General features: G+C 59.5%; 16 protein-coding genes. 8 read left to right on the top strand and 8 right to left on the bottom strand.

The genetic code is table 11. From position 1 onward, the window contains the following. The first annotated feature begins 2 nt into the window (after positions 1-2). Genes GOX45_RS10580 through phnN form a run of 6 tightly spaced genes read left to right on the top strand, consistent with a single transcriptional unit; the run spans position 3 to position 4562 of the window. Positions 3-1094 carry a carbon-phosphorus lyase complex subunit PhnI gene (locus GOX45_RS10580; RefSeq protein WP_171100647.1) on the top strand — a complete coding sequence of 364 codons (1092 nt, stop codon included), beginning with the start codon at positions 3-5 and terminating at the stop codon, positions 1092-1094. Next, positions 1091-1687: an HAD family phosphatase gene (locus GOX45_RS10575; RefSeq protein WP_171100644.1), complete on the top strand. Its 597-nt coding sequence runs from the start codon at positions 1091-1093 to the stop codon at positions 1685-1687. Before GOX45_RS10580 ends, GOX45_RS10575 begins: the two co-directional genes overlap by 4 nt. Next, positions 1684-2544 carry an alpha-D-ribose 1-methylphosphonate 5-phosphate C-P-lyase PhnJ gene (locus tag GOX45_RS10570; protein ID WP_171100643.1) on the top strand — a complete coding sequence of 287 codons (861 nt, stop codon included), beginning with the start codon at positions 1684-1686 and terminating at the stop codon, positions 2542-2544. Before GOX45_RS10575 ends, GOX45_RS10570 begins: the two co-directional genes overlap by 4 nt. Continuing rightward, a complete protein-coding gene (gene phnK / locus GOX45_RS10565) occupies positions 2541-3311 on the top strand; it encodes a phosphonate C-P lyase system protein PhnK (RefSeq protein WP_171100641.1) in 771 nt (256 codons plus the stop codon). Before GOX45_RS10570 ends, phnK begins: the two co-directional genes overlap by 4 nt. A 22-nt stretch (positions 3312-3333) precedes the next feature. Further along, the gene (gene phnL / locus GOX45_RS10560; protein ID WP_171100639.1) at positions 3334-4017 is read left to right on the top strand and encodes a phosphonate C-P lyase system protein PhnL; all 684 of its coding nucleotides are present in this window, start codon (positions 3334-3336) and stop codon (positions 4015-4017) included. Further along, a complete protein-coding gene (phnN, locus tag GOX45_RS10555; protein WP_171100637.1) occupies positions 4014-4562 on the top strand; it encodes a phosphonate metabolism protein/1,5-bisphosphokinase (PRPP-forming) PhnN in 549 nt (182 codons plus the stop codon). Before phnL ends, phnN begins: the two co-directional genes overlap by 4 nt. Here the strand turns inward: phnN and GOX45_RS10550 are convergent. Next, positions 4544-5227 carry a DUF1045 domain-containing protein gene (locus GOX45_RS10550; RefSeq protein ID WP_171100635.1) on the bottom strand — a complete coding sequence of 228 codons (684 nt, stop codon included), beginning with the start codon at positions 5225-5227 and terminating at the stop codon, positions 4544-4546. The two genes, phnN and GOX45_RS10550, sit on opposite strands and share 19 nt — an antisense overlap. Before the next feature lie 53 nt (positions 5228-5280). On the opposite strand from GOX45_RS10550, the gene GOX45_RS10545 reads away from it, so the two are divergent. Then, a complete protein-coding gene (locus GOX45_RS10545; RefSeq protein ID WP_171100634.1) occupies positions 5281-6423 on the top strand; it encodes an alpha-D-ribose 1-methylphosphonate 5-triphosphate diphosphatase in 1143 nt (380 codons plus the stop codon). Here the strand turns inward: GOX45_RS10545 and GOX45_RS10540 are convergent, their stop codons facing one another. Genes GOX45_RS10540 through GOX45_RS10510 form a run of 7 tightly spaced genes read right to left on the bottom strand, consistent with a single transcriptional unit; the run spans position 6424 to position 12924 of the window. Beyond that, the gene (locus GOX45_RS10540) at positions 6424-6900 is read right to left on the bottom strand and encodes a class I SAM-dependent methyltransferase (RefSeq protein WP_171100631.1); all 477 of its coding nucleotides are present in this window, start codon (positions 6898-6900) and stop codon (positions 6424-6426) included. It abuts the gene before it with no gap. Then, on the bottom strand, positions 6897-7673 hold the full coding sequence (locus GOX45_RS10535; protein ID WP_171100629.1) for a polysaccharide deacetylase family protein: 777 nt from the start codon (positions 7671-7673) through the stop codon (positions 6897-6899). The genes GOX45_RS10540 and GOX45_RS10535 overlap by 4 nt, the downstream gene beginning before the upstream one ends. Then, positions 7670-8812, bottom strand: coding sequence for a glycosyltransferase family protein (locus tag GOX45_RS10530; RefSeq protein ID WP_171100627.1), 1143 nt, complete (start codon positions 8810-8812; stop codon positions 7670-7672). The genes GOX45_RS10535 and GOX45_RS10530 overlap by 4 nt, the downstream gene beginning before the upstream one ends. Next, positions 8809-9393, bottom strand: a complete 585-nt coding sequence (locus tag GOX45_RS10525) for a histidine phosphatase family protein (protein ID WP_171100625.1) — start codon at positions 9391-9393, stop codon at positions 8809-8811. The genes GOX45_RS10530 and GOX45_RS10525 overlap by 4 nt, the downstream gene beginning before the upstream one ends. Further along, a complete protein-coding gene (locus GOX45_RS10520; protein ID WP_171100623.1) occupies positions 9390-10466 on the bottom strand; it encodes a glycosyltransferase family 4 protein in 1077 nt (358 codons plus the stop codon). Before GOX45_RS10520 ends, GOX45_RS10525 begins: the two co-directional genes overlap by 4 nt. Next, positions 10466-11713 (bottom strand): glycosyltransferase family 4 protein, encoded by a 1248-nt coding sequence (locus GOX45_RS10515; RefSeq protein WP_171100621.1) that lies wholly within the window; start codon positions 11711-11713, stop codon positions 10466-10468. The genes GOX45_RS10520 and GOX45_RS10515 overlap by 1 nt, the downstream gene beginning before the upstream one ends. Continuing rightward, positions 11710-12924, bottom strand: coding sequence for a glycosyltransferase family protein (locus GOX45_RS10510; protein ID WP_171100620.1), 1215 nt, complete (start codon positions 12922-12924; stop codon positions 11710-11712). Before GOX45_RS10510 ends, GOX45_RS10515 begins: the two co-directional genes overlap by 4 nt. 374 nt (positions 12925-13298) lie before the next feature. On the opposite strand from GOX45_RS10510, the gene GOX45_RS10505 reads away from it, so the two are divergent. Further along, entirely contained in the window at positions 13299-15674 is a 2376-nt protein-coding gene (locus tag GOX45_RS10505) for a mechanosensitive ion channel family protein (protein WP_171100618.1), read from the top strand. Positions 15675-15735 lie beyond the last annotated feature (61 nt).

Raw genomic sequence — 15735 nt, 5'->3', positions numbered from 1 at the left:
CGATGTATGTTGCAGTTAAGGGCGGTGAACAGGCCATCGACAACGCCCATGCCTGGCTGGCCGAAGAGCGGCGCGGCGATACAGATGTGGCCGAGCTGAGCAACGCACAGATCCGCGAACAGCTGAGCCTGGCGGTGAACCGGGTCATGGCCGAGGGGTCTTTGTACGATCCTGATCTGGCGGCGCTGGCGATCAAGCAGGCACGCGGGGATCTGATCGAGGCAATCTTTCTGATCCGGGCCTATCGCACCACCTTGCCGCGCTTTGGCTATTCCAACCCGGTCGATACCGGCGCCATGCGGTGTGACCGCCGGATCTCGGCAACGTTCAAAGACGCACCGGGCGGGCAGGTTCTGGGGCCGACCTTCGACTATACGCACCGTCTTTTGGATTTCAAACTGGCCGCTGACGGCGACGCGCCCCACGCGCCGGTCGCAGCACCTCGACAGGAAGACACGCCGCATATCACCGAGTTCCTCAAAGGCGAAGACATCATCCAGGATGAGGTTTTCAGCGACGACGCCCCGGGTGATCTGACGCGCGAGCCGATAGCCTTCCCTTCGAACCGTCCGCTGCGCCTGCAATCGCTGACCCGGGGTGATGAAGGCTTTGTTCTGGGCATGGCCTACTCGACCCAGCGCGGTTATGCGCGCAACCACGCTTTTGTGGGCGAACTGCGCATTGGCAAGGTTTCGGTGGAAATGGACATCCCCGAACTGGGCTTTGCCATTGATATCGGTGAGGTTGAGCTGACCGAATGTGAGACCGTGAACCAGTTTCAGGGATCAAAGACCGAACCGCCACAATTTACGCGCGGTTACGGCCTGGTCTTTGGTCAGTCCGAGCGCAAATCCATCGCCATGGCTCTGGTGGATCGCGCCTTGCGTTGGGAGGAACTGGGCGAGGATAATCTGGGGGCTCCGGCGCAGGATGAGGAATTTGTGCTGAGCCATGCCGACAACATTCAGGCCACAGGCTTTCTCGAACATATCAAACTGCCGCATTACGTGGATTTCCAGTCCGAGTTGGAACTGGTTCGCAAACTGCGCCGCGAGGCCGAAGCGCGTATGGCACCCAAGGAGGCCGCAGAATGAAGGCTGTTGTATTCGATATTGGTGGCGTTCTGGTCGATTGGAAACCGCATCTGGCCTGGGTCGAGGCGCTGGGCTCGGAAGAGGCGGCGCATGCGTTTATCGAACGTACAGGTTTCTTGGAAAAGAACGCGCGCGGAGACAATGGGGCCCTGTTTGCGGACATGGCGCTAGAACTGGAAGACCCTGAAGACCAACGCCTGTTTGCAGATTATGTACCGCTGTATTCCCGCACGGTCGAAGAGCCGATCCACGGCACCTGGGCCATTCTGGACCGGCTGAAGGCGCAGGGCACACCTGTGCACGCGATCACCAATTGGTCGGCTGAGACTTGGCCGGAGGGGCTGAAGGTGCAACCGCGTTTGGGCGAAGTGTTCGAAACACTCGTCGTGTCCGGACAAGAGGGCATCATGAAACCTGACGCGCGCATATTCCACCTGCTCTGCGAGCGGGCAGATATCGCGCCTGAACACTGCGTGTTCATCGATGACGGGCTGCACAATGTTAAAGGCGCACAGGCCGTTGGCATGGATGGCATCCACTTTACCTCTCCGCAGGCTTTGGAAGTTGCTTTGGCAGAACGGGGGTTCTTATGAGCGCGTATAATTTCGCCTATCTGGATGAACAAACCAAACGGATGATCCGCCGCGCCATTCTGAAAGGGCTGGCGGTGCCGGGCTATCAGGTGCCCTTTGCCAGCCGCGAGATGCCGATGCCCTATGGCTGGGGCACGGGCGGGGTGCAGGTTTCAGCCGCGACGCTCACGCCCGAGGATCGATTGAAGGTGATAGATCAGGGCGCGGATGACACCACCAATGCGGTTTCGATCCGTAAGTTCTTTGAAAACACCGCCGGGGTGGAAACCACCGAGGACACCTCGCAGGCGACGATCATCCAGACCCGCCACCGCATCCCTGAGGCCAAGCTGACCGAGGATCAAATCCTGGTCTATCAGGTGCCGATCCCCGAACCGCTGCGGTTCTTAGAGCCGCGCGAGACGGAAACGCGCAAGATGCACAGTCTGGAAGAATACGGGCTGATGCATGTGAAGCTTTACGAAGACATCAGCCAGCATGGGGCGATTTCGACCTCATATGCCTATCCGGTCCGCGTATCGGGGCGCTATGTGATGGACCCGTCTCCGATCCCAAAGTTTGACAACCCAAAGCTTGAGATGGACGCGATCCAGCTGTTTGGGGCCGGGCGCGAACAGCGGATCTATGCAGTGCCGCCGCATACCAAAGTGGTCAGCCTCGATTTCGAAGACTACCCGTTCGAAGCCACAAAGGCGGATCATTGCTGCGATCTGTGTGGGGCCGAAGACAGTTATCTGGACGAGGTGATCATGGATGACGCGGGCAACCGGATGTTTGTCTGCTCTGACACTGATTACTGCCGGTCGCGTCGTGAAGCAGGGCATATGGGGCCGATGGGTGCGGAGGACGCAGCATGACACCGTTGTTGCGAGTCAAAGGGATCAAGAAGCATTACGGCATGCGCATCGGTTGCGCCGATGTGAGCTTTGACCTTTACCCCGGCGAAGTGATGGGGATCGTCGGCGAAAGCGGGTCGGGCAAATCGACCCTGTTGAACTGTCTGGCTGGTCATCTGCCACCAGATGCCGGGCAGGTCATCTTTGACACGCGGGTCGACGGTCCGGTGGATACGGTCACCATGTCCGAACCTGAACGCCGCATGCTGGGGCGCACCGATTGGGCCTTTGTGCATCAGCATGCGCGCGACGGGTTGCGCATGTCGGTCAGCGCAGGCGGCAATATCGGGGAACGTCTGATGGCCGTGGGTGACCGCCATTATGGCCAGATCCGCGATCGGGCCATTGACTGGCTGGGCCGGGTCGAAATTGATGAAAGCCGCGTCGATGACCGCCCGACCGCTTTTTCCGGCGGCATGCAGCAGCGGTTGCAGATTGCCCGCAATTTGGTCACTGGTCCTCGGCTGGTCTTTATGGATGAACCCACGGGCGGGCTGGATGTTTCGGTTCAGGCGCGGCTGCTGGACCTGCTGCGCGGGCTGGTCCGCGAAATGGGGCTGAGCGCCATCATCGTCACCCATGATCTGGCTGTGGTGCGCCTGCTGGCAGACCGTTTGATGGTGATGAAAGATGGCCATGTGGTCGAGGGTGGGTTGACCGATCAGGTGCTGGACGATCCGCAGCATGCCTATACGCAACTGCTTGTGTCCAGCGTGTTACAGGTTTGAGTATTTGAAAAAAGATGAAGCCATGATTGAACTGAGCGATGTCAGCAAGAGCTTTACCCTGCACAATCAGGGGGGTGCGGTGCTTCCGGTGATGGAGGGCGCGGCACTGAAAGTTGCGCCCGGTGAATGCGTTGCCCTGACCGGCGCGTCGGGGGCTGGTAAATCCACGCTGATGCGGGTGATCTATGGCAACTATCTGGCGGCTTCGGGCCGGGTTCTGGTCGGCGGGTTGGATGTGGCGCAGGCCGAGCCCCGCCAAATCCTGGCTTTGCGGCGCGAGACCTTGGGATATGTCAGCCAGTTCCTGCGCGTGGTGCCCCGGGTGCCGACCTTGGATGTGGTGGCAGAGCCTTTGCTGGCCTTGGGCCGGGACAGGGCCGCATCGCTGGACAAAGCGGGCGCCTTGTTGCGGCGGCTGAACATCCCCGAACGTCTTTGGGGGCTCAGCCCTACGACCTTTTCTGGCGGTGAACAGCAACGGGTCAATATCGCGCGCGGCTTTGCGCATGATTACCCGGCGCTGTTGCTGGATGAACCGACCGCCTCGCTGGATGTGCAAAACCGCGAGACGGTATTGGCGCTGATCGAAGAGGCCAAGGCGCGCGGTGCGGCGATCATTGGCATTTTCCACGATACGGGCGCACGCAATCAGGTCTGTGATCGTGAGATCGACGTTTCGGGCTTCACTCCGGGTCAGGCGGCGTGACACTGGCGCCTGTCATAGCGGTGGTAGGCCCCTCGGGTGTGGGCAAAGACACAGTGATGGACGGGATGGTTGCACAATCTCCCGGGATCCACCGCCTGCGCCGGGTTATCACCCGCCCCGAAGGCGAAGACGGTGAAGATTTTGATCGGGTTTCGGACGCGCAGTTTCAGCGCATGGTCGATGACGGTGCCTTTGCCTTGCATTGGTCCGCCCACGGGCTGCGCTATGCCGTCCCCGCTACAATCGATGACAACCGTCGCAAGGCGGATGCCGTGCTGGTGAACCTGTCCCGTTCGGTTCTGTTGCAGGCGCAAGAGGCATTCACCGAGCTGATCGTGATTTCCCTGACGGCCAAGCCCGAGGTTCTGGCCCAGCGCCTGTCCGCCCGCGGGCGCGAGACGGTAGTGGAACAGACCAGGCGTTTGGGACGTGCGAAACTACCGCTGCCCGAGGGGCTGAACCGGGTGATCGAGATCGACAATTCCGGGCCCTTGCGAAACACTCTGGCCACGATCCAGATGCGGCTTCAGGCTGAAAGGGCATAGCGTTGGATCAGGTGAAATCGCCCATCTTCAGCCTCACCCATCAGCGCCAGATCCTGGATCGTGAATGGCGTGGGCAGCAAAGGTACAAGCTGCTGCTCCAGCGCCGTTTCAACGCCTGTCAGAGTGGATTTGTCCAGCCTGCCGGTCAGCGTGATGTGAAATCGGAACTGGTCCAGCACATAAGGATAACCCCATTGGAGCAGGTTGCTCTCTTGCGCCGGGGACAGGCCCGCAGCACGGCGGCGGGCCAGTTCGGCCTCGGCAGCTGGGGCGCGAAACGCGTCCAGATCCTGTACGCAGGCCGCCGCCAGATTGTTCAGCGCTTGGGTGTCGCCCAAAGGGCGCAGAGCCAGAAACCGACCCAGACGCGCAATTTCCAACCCATCCAGCACCACCGTCTTTTGGTGCGCGGCCAATTGCGCGCAGGCGGCTTGCAGCGCATCGAAACTCTGCCCCTCAGCCAGGCGAAACGGGGGCTTCATCGTCCCGTGCAGCCCGTATTTGCGCGGTGTGTCCGTCACCGAGCGTACATCCACATCCGGGACAGCCGGATGCGGCTTTACGGCCCCGGTTTCCATGTCCCAACCCAGCCAACGGATTGCGAAAGCCGTCCACTCTGCCCCTGCTGGCGGAGCGTAATAAAGCGCGTATCGCGTGAATGTCACATTGGCCTCCTACTGCTTGGCCGTTCCTATAGCTCAAACCCTATGAAGTTCAGATGACAGAAGAATTGATCCTTGCCAATGCAACGCTCATCCTGCCCGATGAGATGGTGACCGGCAGCCTTCGTATTTCGGGCGAGACCATTGCAGAAGTGAACACAGGCGCTGCGGTGCCGTCCGGTGCGGTGGATTGCGAGGGCGATTTCCTATGCCCCGGTCTGGTTGAGCTACACACGGACAATCTGGAGCGTCATATTCAACCGCGCCCGGGCGTCGATTGGCCTCATGCTTCGGCCATCATTGCTCATGACGCTGAACTGGCCAGCACCGGTATCACCACCGTGTTTGATGCAATGCGCGTAGGTTCCATTCCCTCTGGTGCGAGAAAATACCTGAAATACGCGCGCGGCCTGTCGCAAGAGCTTTGGCAACTGCGCGAGCAGGATGCGCTGAAGATCAGCCATTTCCTGCATCTGCGGGCCGAGGTGTGTTCGGAAACACTGATCGCAGAGCTGGAAGAGTTCGACCAGGACGACCGGGTCGGGCTTGTCTCGATCATGGATCACACGCCGGGACAGCGGCAATTCCGGGATCTGAGCAAGCTCGAGGCCTATATGAAGGGCAAATATGCGATGGATGACGACACCTTCATGCAGCATGTCGCCCAGTTGAAAACACTGCGCGACCGGCATGGTGATGCGCATGAGGTCGAAACTGTCAAAGCTGCCCGGCGTTTCGGGGCTGTGTTGGCCAGCCATGATGACACGACCGAAGATCAGGTGCGGGTGTCGGCGGGCCACGGCATTCGTCTGGCCGAATTTCCCACCACGGTCGAGGCCGCTAAGGCCTGCCATACCCATGGGATCAAGGTAATGATGGGTGCGCCAAATGTCATCCGCGGCGGCTCACATTCCGGCAATGTCTCGGCCCGCGAATTGGCCGAGCGGGATCATCTGGATATCATGTCTTCTGACTACGTGCCCTCTGCGCTGCTGCTCTCGGCTGTTATGCTCGGACAGCTCTGGGGGGATATGCCACGCGGGATCCGAACTGTGACCCAAACGCCAGCGCAAGCTGTGGGGCTCGAGGATCGCGGAGCTTTGCAGGCCGGAGCACGCGCCGATCTGTTGCGCTTCCGTCTGCGGTCGGATGTGCCAGCGCTCAGCGCGGTTTGGGCACGCGGCCAGCGCGTCGCCTGATCAGGTGCGATAGAACAGATAGCGGTCCGGCGCGATTGTGTCCGGCCCTTTGATCTGCTCGAACCCCACCAGCGGCTGACCCGAAATCAGCAATCCGCCGGGTTTCATGATCGCCGCGATCATAGGGCTGAGCCGGGCTGCTTCGGCCACATCTTCCGATTTGATGCCGCGCCCAAAATCATAATGGGCCATGACAAAGCTCTGGCCGGTCTCGGCCAGTTTTTGCAGCACAGGTTCTGCTTCACCTTGCAGGAAATCCTCGGCGGGTGGGGTGCTGTCGGGGTGACATTGCAACACACGGTCCATCACCAAGATACGCCGCTCGGGCAGGATCTCGCGCAGGTGATGATAGGTGCGGCCATTGCCCAGCCCCATATCCAGCACATCTCCGTCCAGGTCGCGGATCTGTTCAGCAGCCCAGTTCAGACCGTCGCGCTGGGCGGTCAGTCGGCGCAGCATGGAATCGAGTCGGCTCATGCGGGGTCTCCTTGAAATTCGGATGTGTCATGTGCGGTCCAGAGATGGCAGGGCGCCTCCAGAAGCTGCGCAATCAGGTCATGGGTAAAGGCCCAGATATCGGGGTCATGGACCAGATGATGGGTCAGGACACCAAAGGGTTCGTCGTTGTCACTGCGCCCCTCGCGGCGGTCTTTAAGCAGGCCAACGGTTTGCTCAATCAACGCATCGGGATCCTTCAGGCTGCGCGTGCCACGCCAGTCAATCGGGTCCAGATGGGTGTTGACCTGGGCAAGCCCGTCGGCCGGATAGGCACTCTTGCGCGGGGTCGCGGTGGACAGAAACCGGTAACCCAGCTTGGGCAGTTCGGCGATCATCTCACCGGCAATTCGGTTCCAGGGCGGCACAAACATCGGCGCGAGGCTCTGGCCGAACAGGTCCTGCAACCGGTTTAACCCGGCCTCGGCCTCGGTTCGAAGTGTCTCAAGCGGGCGGTGCAGGCGAAACTCGGCCTTTTTCTCGTCGGCTGGCGCGTGATTGGTATGGGCCCAGCCATGGACCACTGGGATCAGCCAGGGGGTGCTGGTCAGTGCATCCGCCAGGTCAGTTTGGGCAGTCTGGGGGATAACCGCCAGATACACCGGCAGGCCAAGCGTGTGTGACAGCTCAGACAGCTGTTCCAGTTGAGGGGTAACAGTGACAGCATCATCATCGCGCCACCAAAGCGGCAATGTCAGCCCAGCTTGCCGCCACAGCGCCAGTTCCGCGCGCAGAGGGGTCCAGTCAGGTTTCATCGTCGTGCCTCCACCAGGGTGGTCGCAATCTCGACCGTGCGCCGGGCCCCGTCAAACCCCTGCGCGGTGACGGGTCTTGAACCTTGCGTGATCACCCGGTCCAAAGCTGCGGCCAGCGTGTCACCGTTCAGCTGGGTGCTGGGAATGACCTCGAAGGCGTCAAGTTGGGAAAGGTTCTGCGCGCGCAAGCTTTGTTCAGCCTCGTTGCCCGCATCAAAGGGCACGACAACAGCCGGACAACCGCTTTGGAGCAGATCCATCGCAGTGTTATAGCCGCACATGCTGACCGAAGCGGCTGCGTGGTTCAGCATGTGCCGGAAATCCGGGCGCAGCGGCTCGACGATTACGGGTGCGCCCTGTGCCAGCCCCGACAGTTCGGTGCGCCGTTCCGCGCCGTCCGTGCCACCAACCAACAGGCGCCAGCGCCTGATGGTCATCTTCCGGGCAGCCTCGATGGCTGCGCGGAAGATCGGCTGCCCCACCGCGCCGCCGCCTGCGCTGACTACGATTTCGCCTGCGCCGACCCGGTCGGGGTGCAGCTCAGCAGGGACCGGGGCAACAAAGCCGGTATAGTGCAGCTTGCATGCCAATTCCGGTGACACTGGCCAGCTGCTTTGCAAACGGATGACCTCAGGATCCGAATGCACCAACACACCGTCATAGAACCGGGTGAGTACTGTATTGGTCTGTTCAACCTTCGCAGGTTTTGAAGGCGGGGCCAGTATATCCCGGATCGAACTCAGGACGACCGGGCGTCGCGTCAACCCTTCCGCGGTAGACAACAGCGCCAAAAACTCATCCGCAAGAACGCGGCGACCAAAAGGATAAAGCTCGGTGATCAGCAGATCGGGGGCAAAGCTGTGCAAGGCCTGAACAAGAGCAGTTTGGCGTGCGGTCAAATAGGTCTTGTCAACCTCACTGCCGCTTTGATCCAGTAGACGCGTGAAATTCACGCCGTCCGATTGCAACGGTGGCAGGTTGAGTATGCTCAACCCGTTGGTATCGAACTGAGGCGCCGGCATCCCACCTGAAATCACAAAAACCTCGTGTCCTGCTTCAGAAAAGGAACGACCCAAGGTCAAGGCACGGCTCAGATGTCCGGTGCCAAGCAAATGGGTCACCACGATCATCACCTTCATGACGTGGTCTCTTTTGGTAGCAGGCGAACCGGCTCGGACTCAGGTTCCATAGTGGCCAGATCGACGATGAACAGCCGGTTGCGTTTGATTTTGAACGGGGCAGGGCGGTCAAAGTTCCAACCCCAAGCCTTGGCCAGAATGACCCGCATGATCCCGATATGGCATACTGCCACGGCATCCTCCTCAAGTCCGCTCAGCCAGGGCTGAAGTCGCGCCCAGAGCTCGGCGGGGCTTTCCCCGTTCTCCGGGCGATAATCCCAGCCCCATTCTTCAATGTGGCGATAGCCGCTTTCGGGATCGGCGATCAGGTCCGCGCCGCGCTGGCCCTCCCAATCGCCCCAATTCATCTCGGTCAGCGCGTCATCCTGCCGAGGATCCCGTCCCGAGATCAGCTTTGCCGTCTCGACTGCCCGTGCCAAGGGGCTGGACCAAAGCTGTGCGCTGTCCCAAGGCGGCGGCAGAGCATAGCCAGACAGTTCCGCCCGTGCGTCCACATCCAGCGGGATGTCGCTTCGGCCCTGAATACGACCGGCCCGATTCCAGGCAGTGTGCCCGTGGCGTATCAGGGCCAGCCGCGTCATGCGCGTGCCTCAAGCATCGGGCGCAGAACCGACCAGATCGCTTGCGATGCGGCGGGCATCAGATGGCGGGTTCCGACATAGACGCGCACCCGCGCACCTTCGCTACGGCGCAAGTCGGGCGCGTCCAACAGGGCCTGCATTCGGTGCGCCAGACCTTCGGGCCCGTCCTCAGGCCGTGGATAATTGGCTGGGGCCAGTACGTCACGCACTCCGGGCCGATCCTGTGCGACGATGGGCAAACCTGCGGCCTGCGCTTCCAGATAGACCATGCCATAGGCTTCGTTCACGCCGGGCCACACAAATAGTGACGCAGACCCGTAAGCGCTTTGCAGCGCATCACGCTCCAACTGGCCTAGGAACCGGACCCTTGCGCCATGGGGTGCCATCAACTGCTCGACCTCGGCGCGCGTGGCGCCATCGCCTGCAATCTCAAGCGACCAGTCGCCGCGCAGATGGCGTAACGCATCCGCAAGGATCCGGTATGAGGCCAGTTTGTCCCCGTGGCGCATCATGCCGACACTCAGCATCGGCCCGCTAAGGTCAGAGGCCCGGGGCAAGTGTCGGCTGGGTAGAAAAGGTGGAAGTTCGGCCAGTCTCTGTTCCGCGCGCTTGTCGCGAGAGAGCGCAATTAGATCATTGGCCGTGTGATAAAAGATCACATCCGCTGCGTCGCAGGCGTCGTGGGCGGCGCGGGCAAAACGATCCCAACCCCCGTTCAGTCGCGACTGCGCCCTTGTGCTTTCCATCTGCACATAAGGAATGCCGCGCGCCGCGCACACCTTCGGCCCCAGCAGGTCAGGGGCTTTGTAATAGTTGTGATAGGTGACCCAGAGATCGGTTTCCGGGTTTAAATCGTGGATCAGCCTGGCTGCCTCAAGTTCGGCCTTTCCTAACAAATCCTCCTGCAGACCGGCATCACCGGATTTGTCGAAAACCCGCAGATCCGAGACAAGATCAACTTTATCGCCATACGCCCCGATGGCCGACATAAGGTTGCGTGCCATTTCCCGGTCACCCGACGGGTTTGCGCTGTGGGGTGGCTTCATCGGAGCATAGAACGCCACGCGTGCCATCATACGCCACCGCAGTAAAGCGCATGTAGCCGCGTTGACAAACGCGCGATGCCCGGGCCCATGCGAAACTCGGCTAGCAAACGTTCGTGGGCAGCCTGGGCCATGGCGGTGGTCATTTCCGGTGTCGCGGCCAGGTCGGTAATGGCCTTGGCCAGAGCCTTGGGCTGATCCTCCGACAACATGCCATGGGTGCCGTTTTCGATGAATTCGGGGATGGCCGAAACCGGGGTCGACAGGATCGGCAGCAATTGCGAGGCTGCCTCCATTAGCACATTGGGCAGCCCGTCGCGGTCGCCGTCCGCTGCAATCCTGCTGGGCAGCACAAACAGATCCGACTGGCGCATATCCGCAATCACCTCGGGCTGATCACAGGCGCCTTTCCAGGTGATCCTCTCTGAGAGCCCCAAAACATCTGCTTGCTGTTGCAACGCATCGGCCAGCGTACCACCACCAATATGTGTCCAGCGCCAGTTCAGGTCCTCGGGCAACAAAGCGAAAGCCTCAAGCAGACGGTCAAACCCCTTTTTCTCAACCAATCGACCAACGGACAGCATGTGAAACGGGTCAGTGGATCGGCGTATGGCTTTCCGAGGGGCGTCTGGAAAGCGGGACAGATCAAGCCCGTGATAGATTAGATCAATGCGTGCCGGATCATCCGCCAATGCGCGCAGATGTTGGGCCCCAATGGCGGTGCAGGTCGCGCCGAAGGTCGCGCCATAGGTACTGGAGTGCAGCTTTTCGCGCTTTTCCCAATCAGGCGAGGTCCAGATGTCCTTGGCGTGGGCAGAAAAGCTCCAGGGGATATCGCGCATGATGGCAGCATATCGCGCGACCGAAGAGGGCGTGTGCATGAAATGCGCATACAATGCCCTCGTGTCGTCGGGCAACTCAGTGGCCAGAACACAGGCCTGGCCAAAGCGACGGATGCGGTTGTGTGACAGATCGCGGCGCAGGTCTTTGCGCCAGATGTCATAGGCGCGCGCATAGCCCGGCAAGCGGCGCGCGTAGGCGCGCGCGTGGATCAGACGTTCAGGTTCATCATGTAGATATTCCGGCAGGTAATGCACCTTGCCCTGAAACCGATCATGCAAAGGATGACGTTTGGTATCCGTCGGGTGGCGCAGCGACCAGATATCGAAGTGGTGACCGGCCTCTTGCAGCGCCACCAGCTCTTGCGCGATGAACGTCTCGGACAGGCGCGGCCAGCCTTTGACCAGCACCGCCAGCTTAGGGTTTGGTGATGTCATCCTGCAGCGCGCTCTTTTTCCTGACCCAGTAATGCGCCCACACGCCGCGAGACATATTCCAACCCTTCCAGCAACCCGGCGCCGATGGCCTGAGACGGGACAGGCTGATTGGGCAGGTTTCGGATCGCGCGGATCATCGCGTCAGGCGTCAGCCCGTCGCGAGTTTCGTCCAGCATCCGCACCAGCCCCAACTCTTCTGCGCGCGACGCCCGGATCCACTGTTCCAGCCGCGGTGTGGTTCTGGGCACGATCACGGCGGGTTTGTCGAAGGATAGAACTTCGCAGAATGTGTTGTACCCCCCCATGCAGACCACCCCCGAGGCACCCGCGAAAAGCGTTTCGATCTCGGATTCGAAGCCAACTGCGGTCACCCGCCCGTTCAGAGCTGCGACGCGGGTTTCGAACTCTTCGCGCAATTCGCCTGACAGGAATGGACCATAGACCAGCACAGCGCGCGGCGACAGGTCGGGGTCTTGCTCATAGGCCGAAAGCACAAGGTTGACCATTGCCTTACCGTCGCCACCACCGCCGGGCGTGATCAGAATATAGGGCTGTTCAGGGGGCTCTCCGACCGGGCCCAGATCACGGCGCAGATACCCCGTCCAGTGGATCCGGTTTTGCGTGGCGGGGGACAACGGCAGGCCGATCGTCGGGTCATAAACCGAACGCAATCCATAGACCCAGATTTCGTGATAGAACCGCTCGGTGGCTGCTACCGCCTCTTTCCGGGCCCATTCGGCAGCCAGAACGTCCGGTTCGTCCAGAACATCGCGCAGCCCCAGAACCAGCTTGGTATCACAGGATCCTTCAAGGTATTCCAGAGTTTGTATCAGTTCGCCCCGAAATCCGGTGGGCTCTTTGTCGACGATCAGCACGTCTGGTTCGAACTGTTTGACCGAAGTCTTGATCAGGCTGGCGCGAAGCTCTGTGACCTCGTCAATGCTCATCCCCATGGTTTGGGCCGCGTAAGATCCGTCCGAACGCTTGGTTACGCCGGGTAAGCGAACATGGTCCACGCGCCGTGGAAAGGTAAAGCGTCCGGCAACGGGTGACCCGGTCAGGATCAATGCCGATGATTTTGGGTTGGCCTTGGTGATCGAAGCCGCCAAGGCACGAGACCTGCGCAGATGGCCCAGACCGAACGTATCGTGGCTGTAGAACAGAATGCGCGGTGCGCGGCAGGGGTTTTCGTATTTCTTTTTTAGGCTCATGTTTTCGCCTGCTTCACTTCAACATGCAAAGTCCGCGCGTTTGCACCTGCTACCCTATATGGTTTGGCGCCGCTTGCCAAAAGGCCATTTTCGATCCGCAAAAGAGTGTTTGTTTGCTGAATGATCACAAAGTTGTTGCGCATCGAACCGTTATTGCCCGAGTTGCGGACCAGCCAGCCAGGCCAAAGCACCGCAAGCCGACCCTTTCCTGCGCGGTCATATTCAATTTCCCTTGGTTTGAAAACACTTTATCCGGTCGATCAGCATTGGCGCGCCTGAGCAACAGGTTCAGGCCGCCCAGACCGGGCAGATTTGAACAGATGCCGTGGCTTATGTAGTCTTGCCGCTATCTGCGAACTGGGTGATATTGGACAATGATCAAAGACGTTTTTTCAGGGCTTTTCTTGACCCTTTGGCTGGCCTGTTTTGCGGCTTTGTCCGGTGCAAATGCTCAGGTTCCGCTGATACCGGGCTATTCGACGGGCGTGTCCGAAACTGAGGAACCTGAAAGCGATCTTGAAGGCGCAATCCGATCCGCAACCGAGGCAGGGGCCAGCGTCATCGTCATCGACAGCGCGGGACAGATCGTCAGCACGTCAGGCACAGCGACCGCTGCAGCCAGCGAGACCGAGACCAATCCGATAGAGGAGGGGTCTCAGCTGATGCGGGCGCAGAAGCGCTTTTCGACATTCCGGGATTCGCTCAACTCTCGATTGGAGGCGTTGCCCTATTCGAAATTTGAGGTCGAATACGTTTTGCGACAGACCAGCCCGGATGGCCGCATTCTAACCTATGTCGAGGTTCTGGGCTGGAACATTCTGTTCCTCTTGGTCGGGCGCTGGCTGTCTATTGAAATCTACGGGAAGCGGATCGCACGCCGGTGGGTTGTCGGAAAAATAAAAGAAAACCCGCAAGGTTATCGTGAGAAGATGCCCTTCCTGGTGTTCCGGTTCGTGATGGGTGTTGGCGGTACAATCTTTGCCATGGTGATGGCATTGATCGTAGGCTTTTTGTTTTTTGGTGAAGCAGAAGACATTTCGATCCAGTTCACAGTGACCGCCATATTCACGGCTTTCTTTTTATCACGAACGGTCTCTGACCTGTGGCGCATGGTTCTTTCGCCTTATCTTAGCCAGTACCGTTTGCCCCCATTCTCTGACCGCGACGCAAAGCGATTGTATATTTGGGCATCCGCCCTGGCGACCTATGATATCTCGGCAGTGATGTTCTCGACTTGGGTCGCGGATTTCGGGTTGAACTACAACATCTATGCACTGGTTTACGGCGGACTGACCTTGATCGGAATGGTCGGTAACGTGCTGATGATCTTGTTCAACGCCAGAGCCATTTCGAACGCGATCCGCGGTGGCCGCGCGGCGGCTCAAGTATCTTGGATTTTACGTTTTATCTCATATGCCTGGGCACCTGTATTGATGCTTTACATGATCTTCAGCTGGTTCAAACTGGCTGTTGATTTGGTGCTGGAAGTCGAAGACTCGCTGCCGATTGTGGCCAGCAGCTATGCCATCTTCATGTCGGTTGTCGTGGCCTATGGAGCAATGAACTACCTGTTGGAGCGCTATTTCGACCGCAATAGAAAAATGGCCGAACTGAGCGCGTCCGACTTTCAGGTTCAGGCTGACCCTGAGGACAACGAACAAGCAACGCCTCAGGCGGAAATGCGACGCCATGCGATTGTGACCTACGAAGACCTGGCGCGTCGCGTCGCAGGCATTTTGGCCTTTGTCGTTGGTCTCTACGCACTGGTGGTCATCTGGTACCCGCAGGCAAGTTGGAGCGAGGATCTGCCGATTGAGCGGGCGCTGGATGTGATGGTGATCCTGTTCATCGGTTATATCCTCTTTCATTTCTTCCGGATCTGGATCGACAGCAAGATCGCCGAAGAGGCCGAGGATAATGCCGCCGAGACCGAATTGGGCGATGAGGGTGGCGAAGGTGGACAGAGCCGTCTGGCAACGTTGCTGCCGCTGTTTCGGGGCGCGATCCTGGCGGTGGTAGTCGTCACCATTGCGCTGATTGCTCTGATGGAGCTGGGCATCAATGTCAGCCCGCTTTTTGCGGGTGCCGGTGTCGTGGGTCTGGCGGTTGGCTTTGGCTCGCAAACACTGGTGCGCGATATCTTTTCGGGTGCGTTTTTCCTGATGGATGATGCGTTCCGCAAAGGGGAATATATCGACATCGGGGATGTGAAAGGGACGGTCGAAAAAATCTCGGTCCGTTCGTTCCAACTGCGCCACCATCTGGGTGCGCTGAACACCATTCCCTTTGGTGAGATCAAGGTGCTGACCAACTATTCCCGCGACTGGGTGATCATGAAGCTGCCCTTGCGGGTGACGTATGACACCGATGTCGAGAAAGTGCGTAAGCTGATCAAGAAGCTGGGGCAGGAGTTGTTGAGCGATCCGGTGATCGGCGAAAACTTTATCCAACCGCTGAAATCACAGGGCGTGATCGAGATGCAGGATTCGGCGATGATTATTCGGGTGAAGTTCATGACCAAACCGGGGGATCAGTGGCTGGTGCGCAAGAAGGTCTATCAGGAAATCCGCGAGTTATTTGCCCGTGAAGGCATTCGCTTTGCCCACCGTGAGGTCACCGTGCGGTTGGCGGATGACAAAGAGGCAGAGGATCTGACCCCAAAACAGCGCGAGGCTGTGACGGGCGCTGTGCAGGCGGCCATTGATGAAGATTATCTGGACGATATCGGCCCCGGCGGGGATGACCGGTAACGGGTGCTCCCGCCCCTTTGACCTGCATCTCTGATGAGATGCCGTCCAAAGCGTTGGGCCG

The sequence above is a fragment of the Ruegeria sp. HKCCD7255 genome (genome assembly GCF_013031565.1).
Classification (GTDB): Bacteria; Pseudomonadota; Alphaproteobacteria; order Rhodobacterales; family Rhodobacteraceae; genus Ruegeria.
The sequence above is the reverse complement of the archived record's forward strand: the minus strand, read 5'-3'. Positions and strand labels throughout refer to the sequence as shown.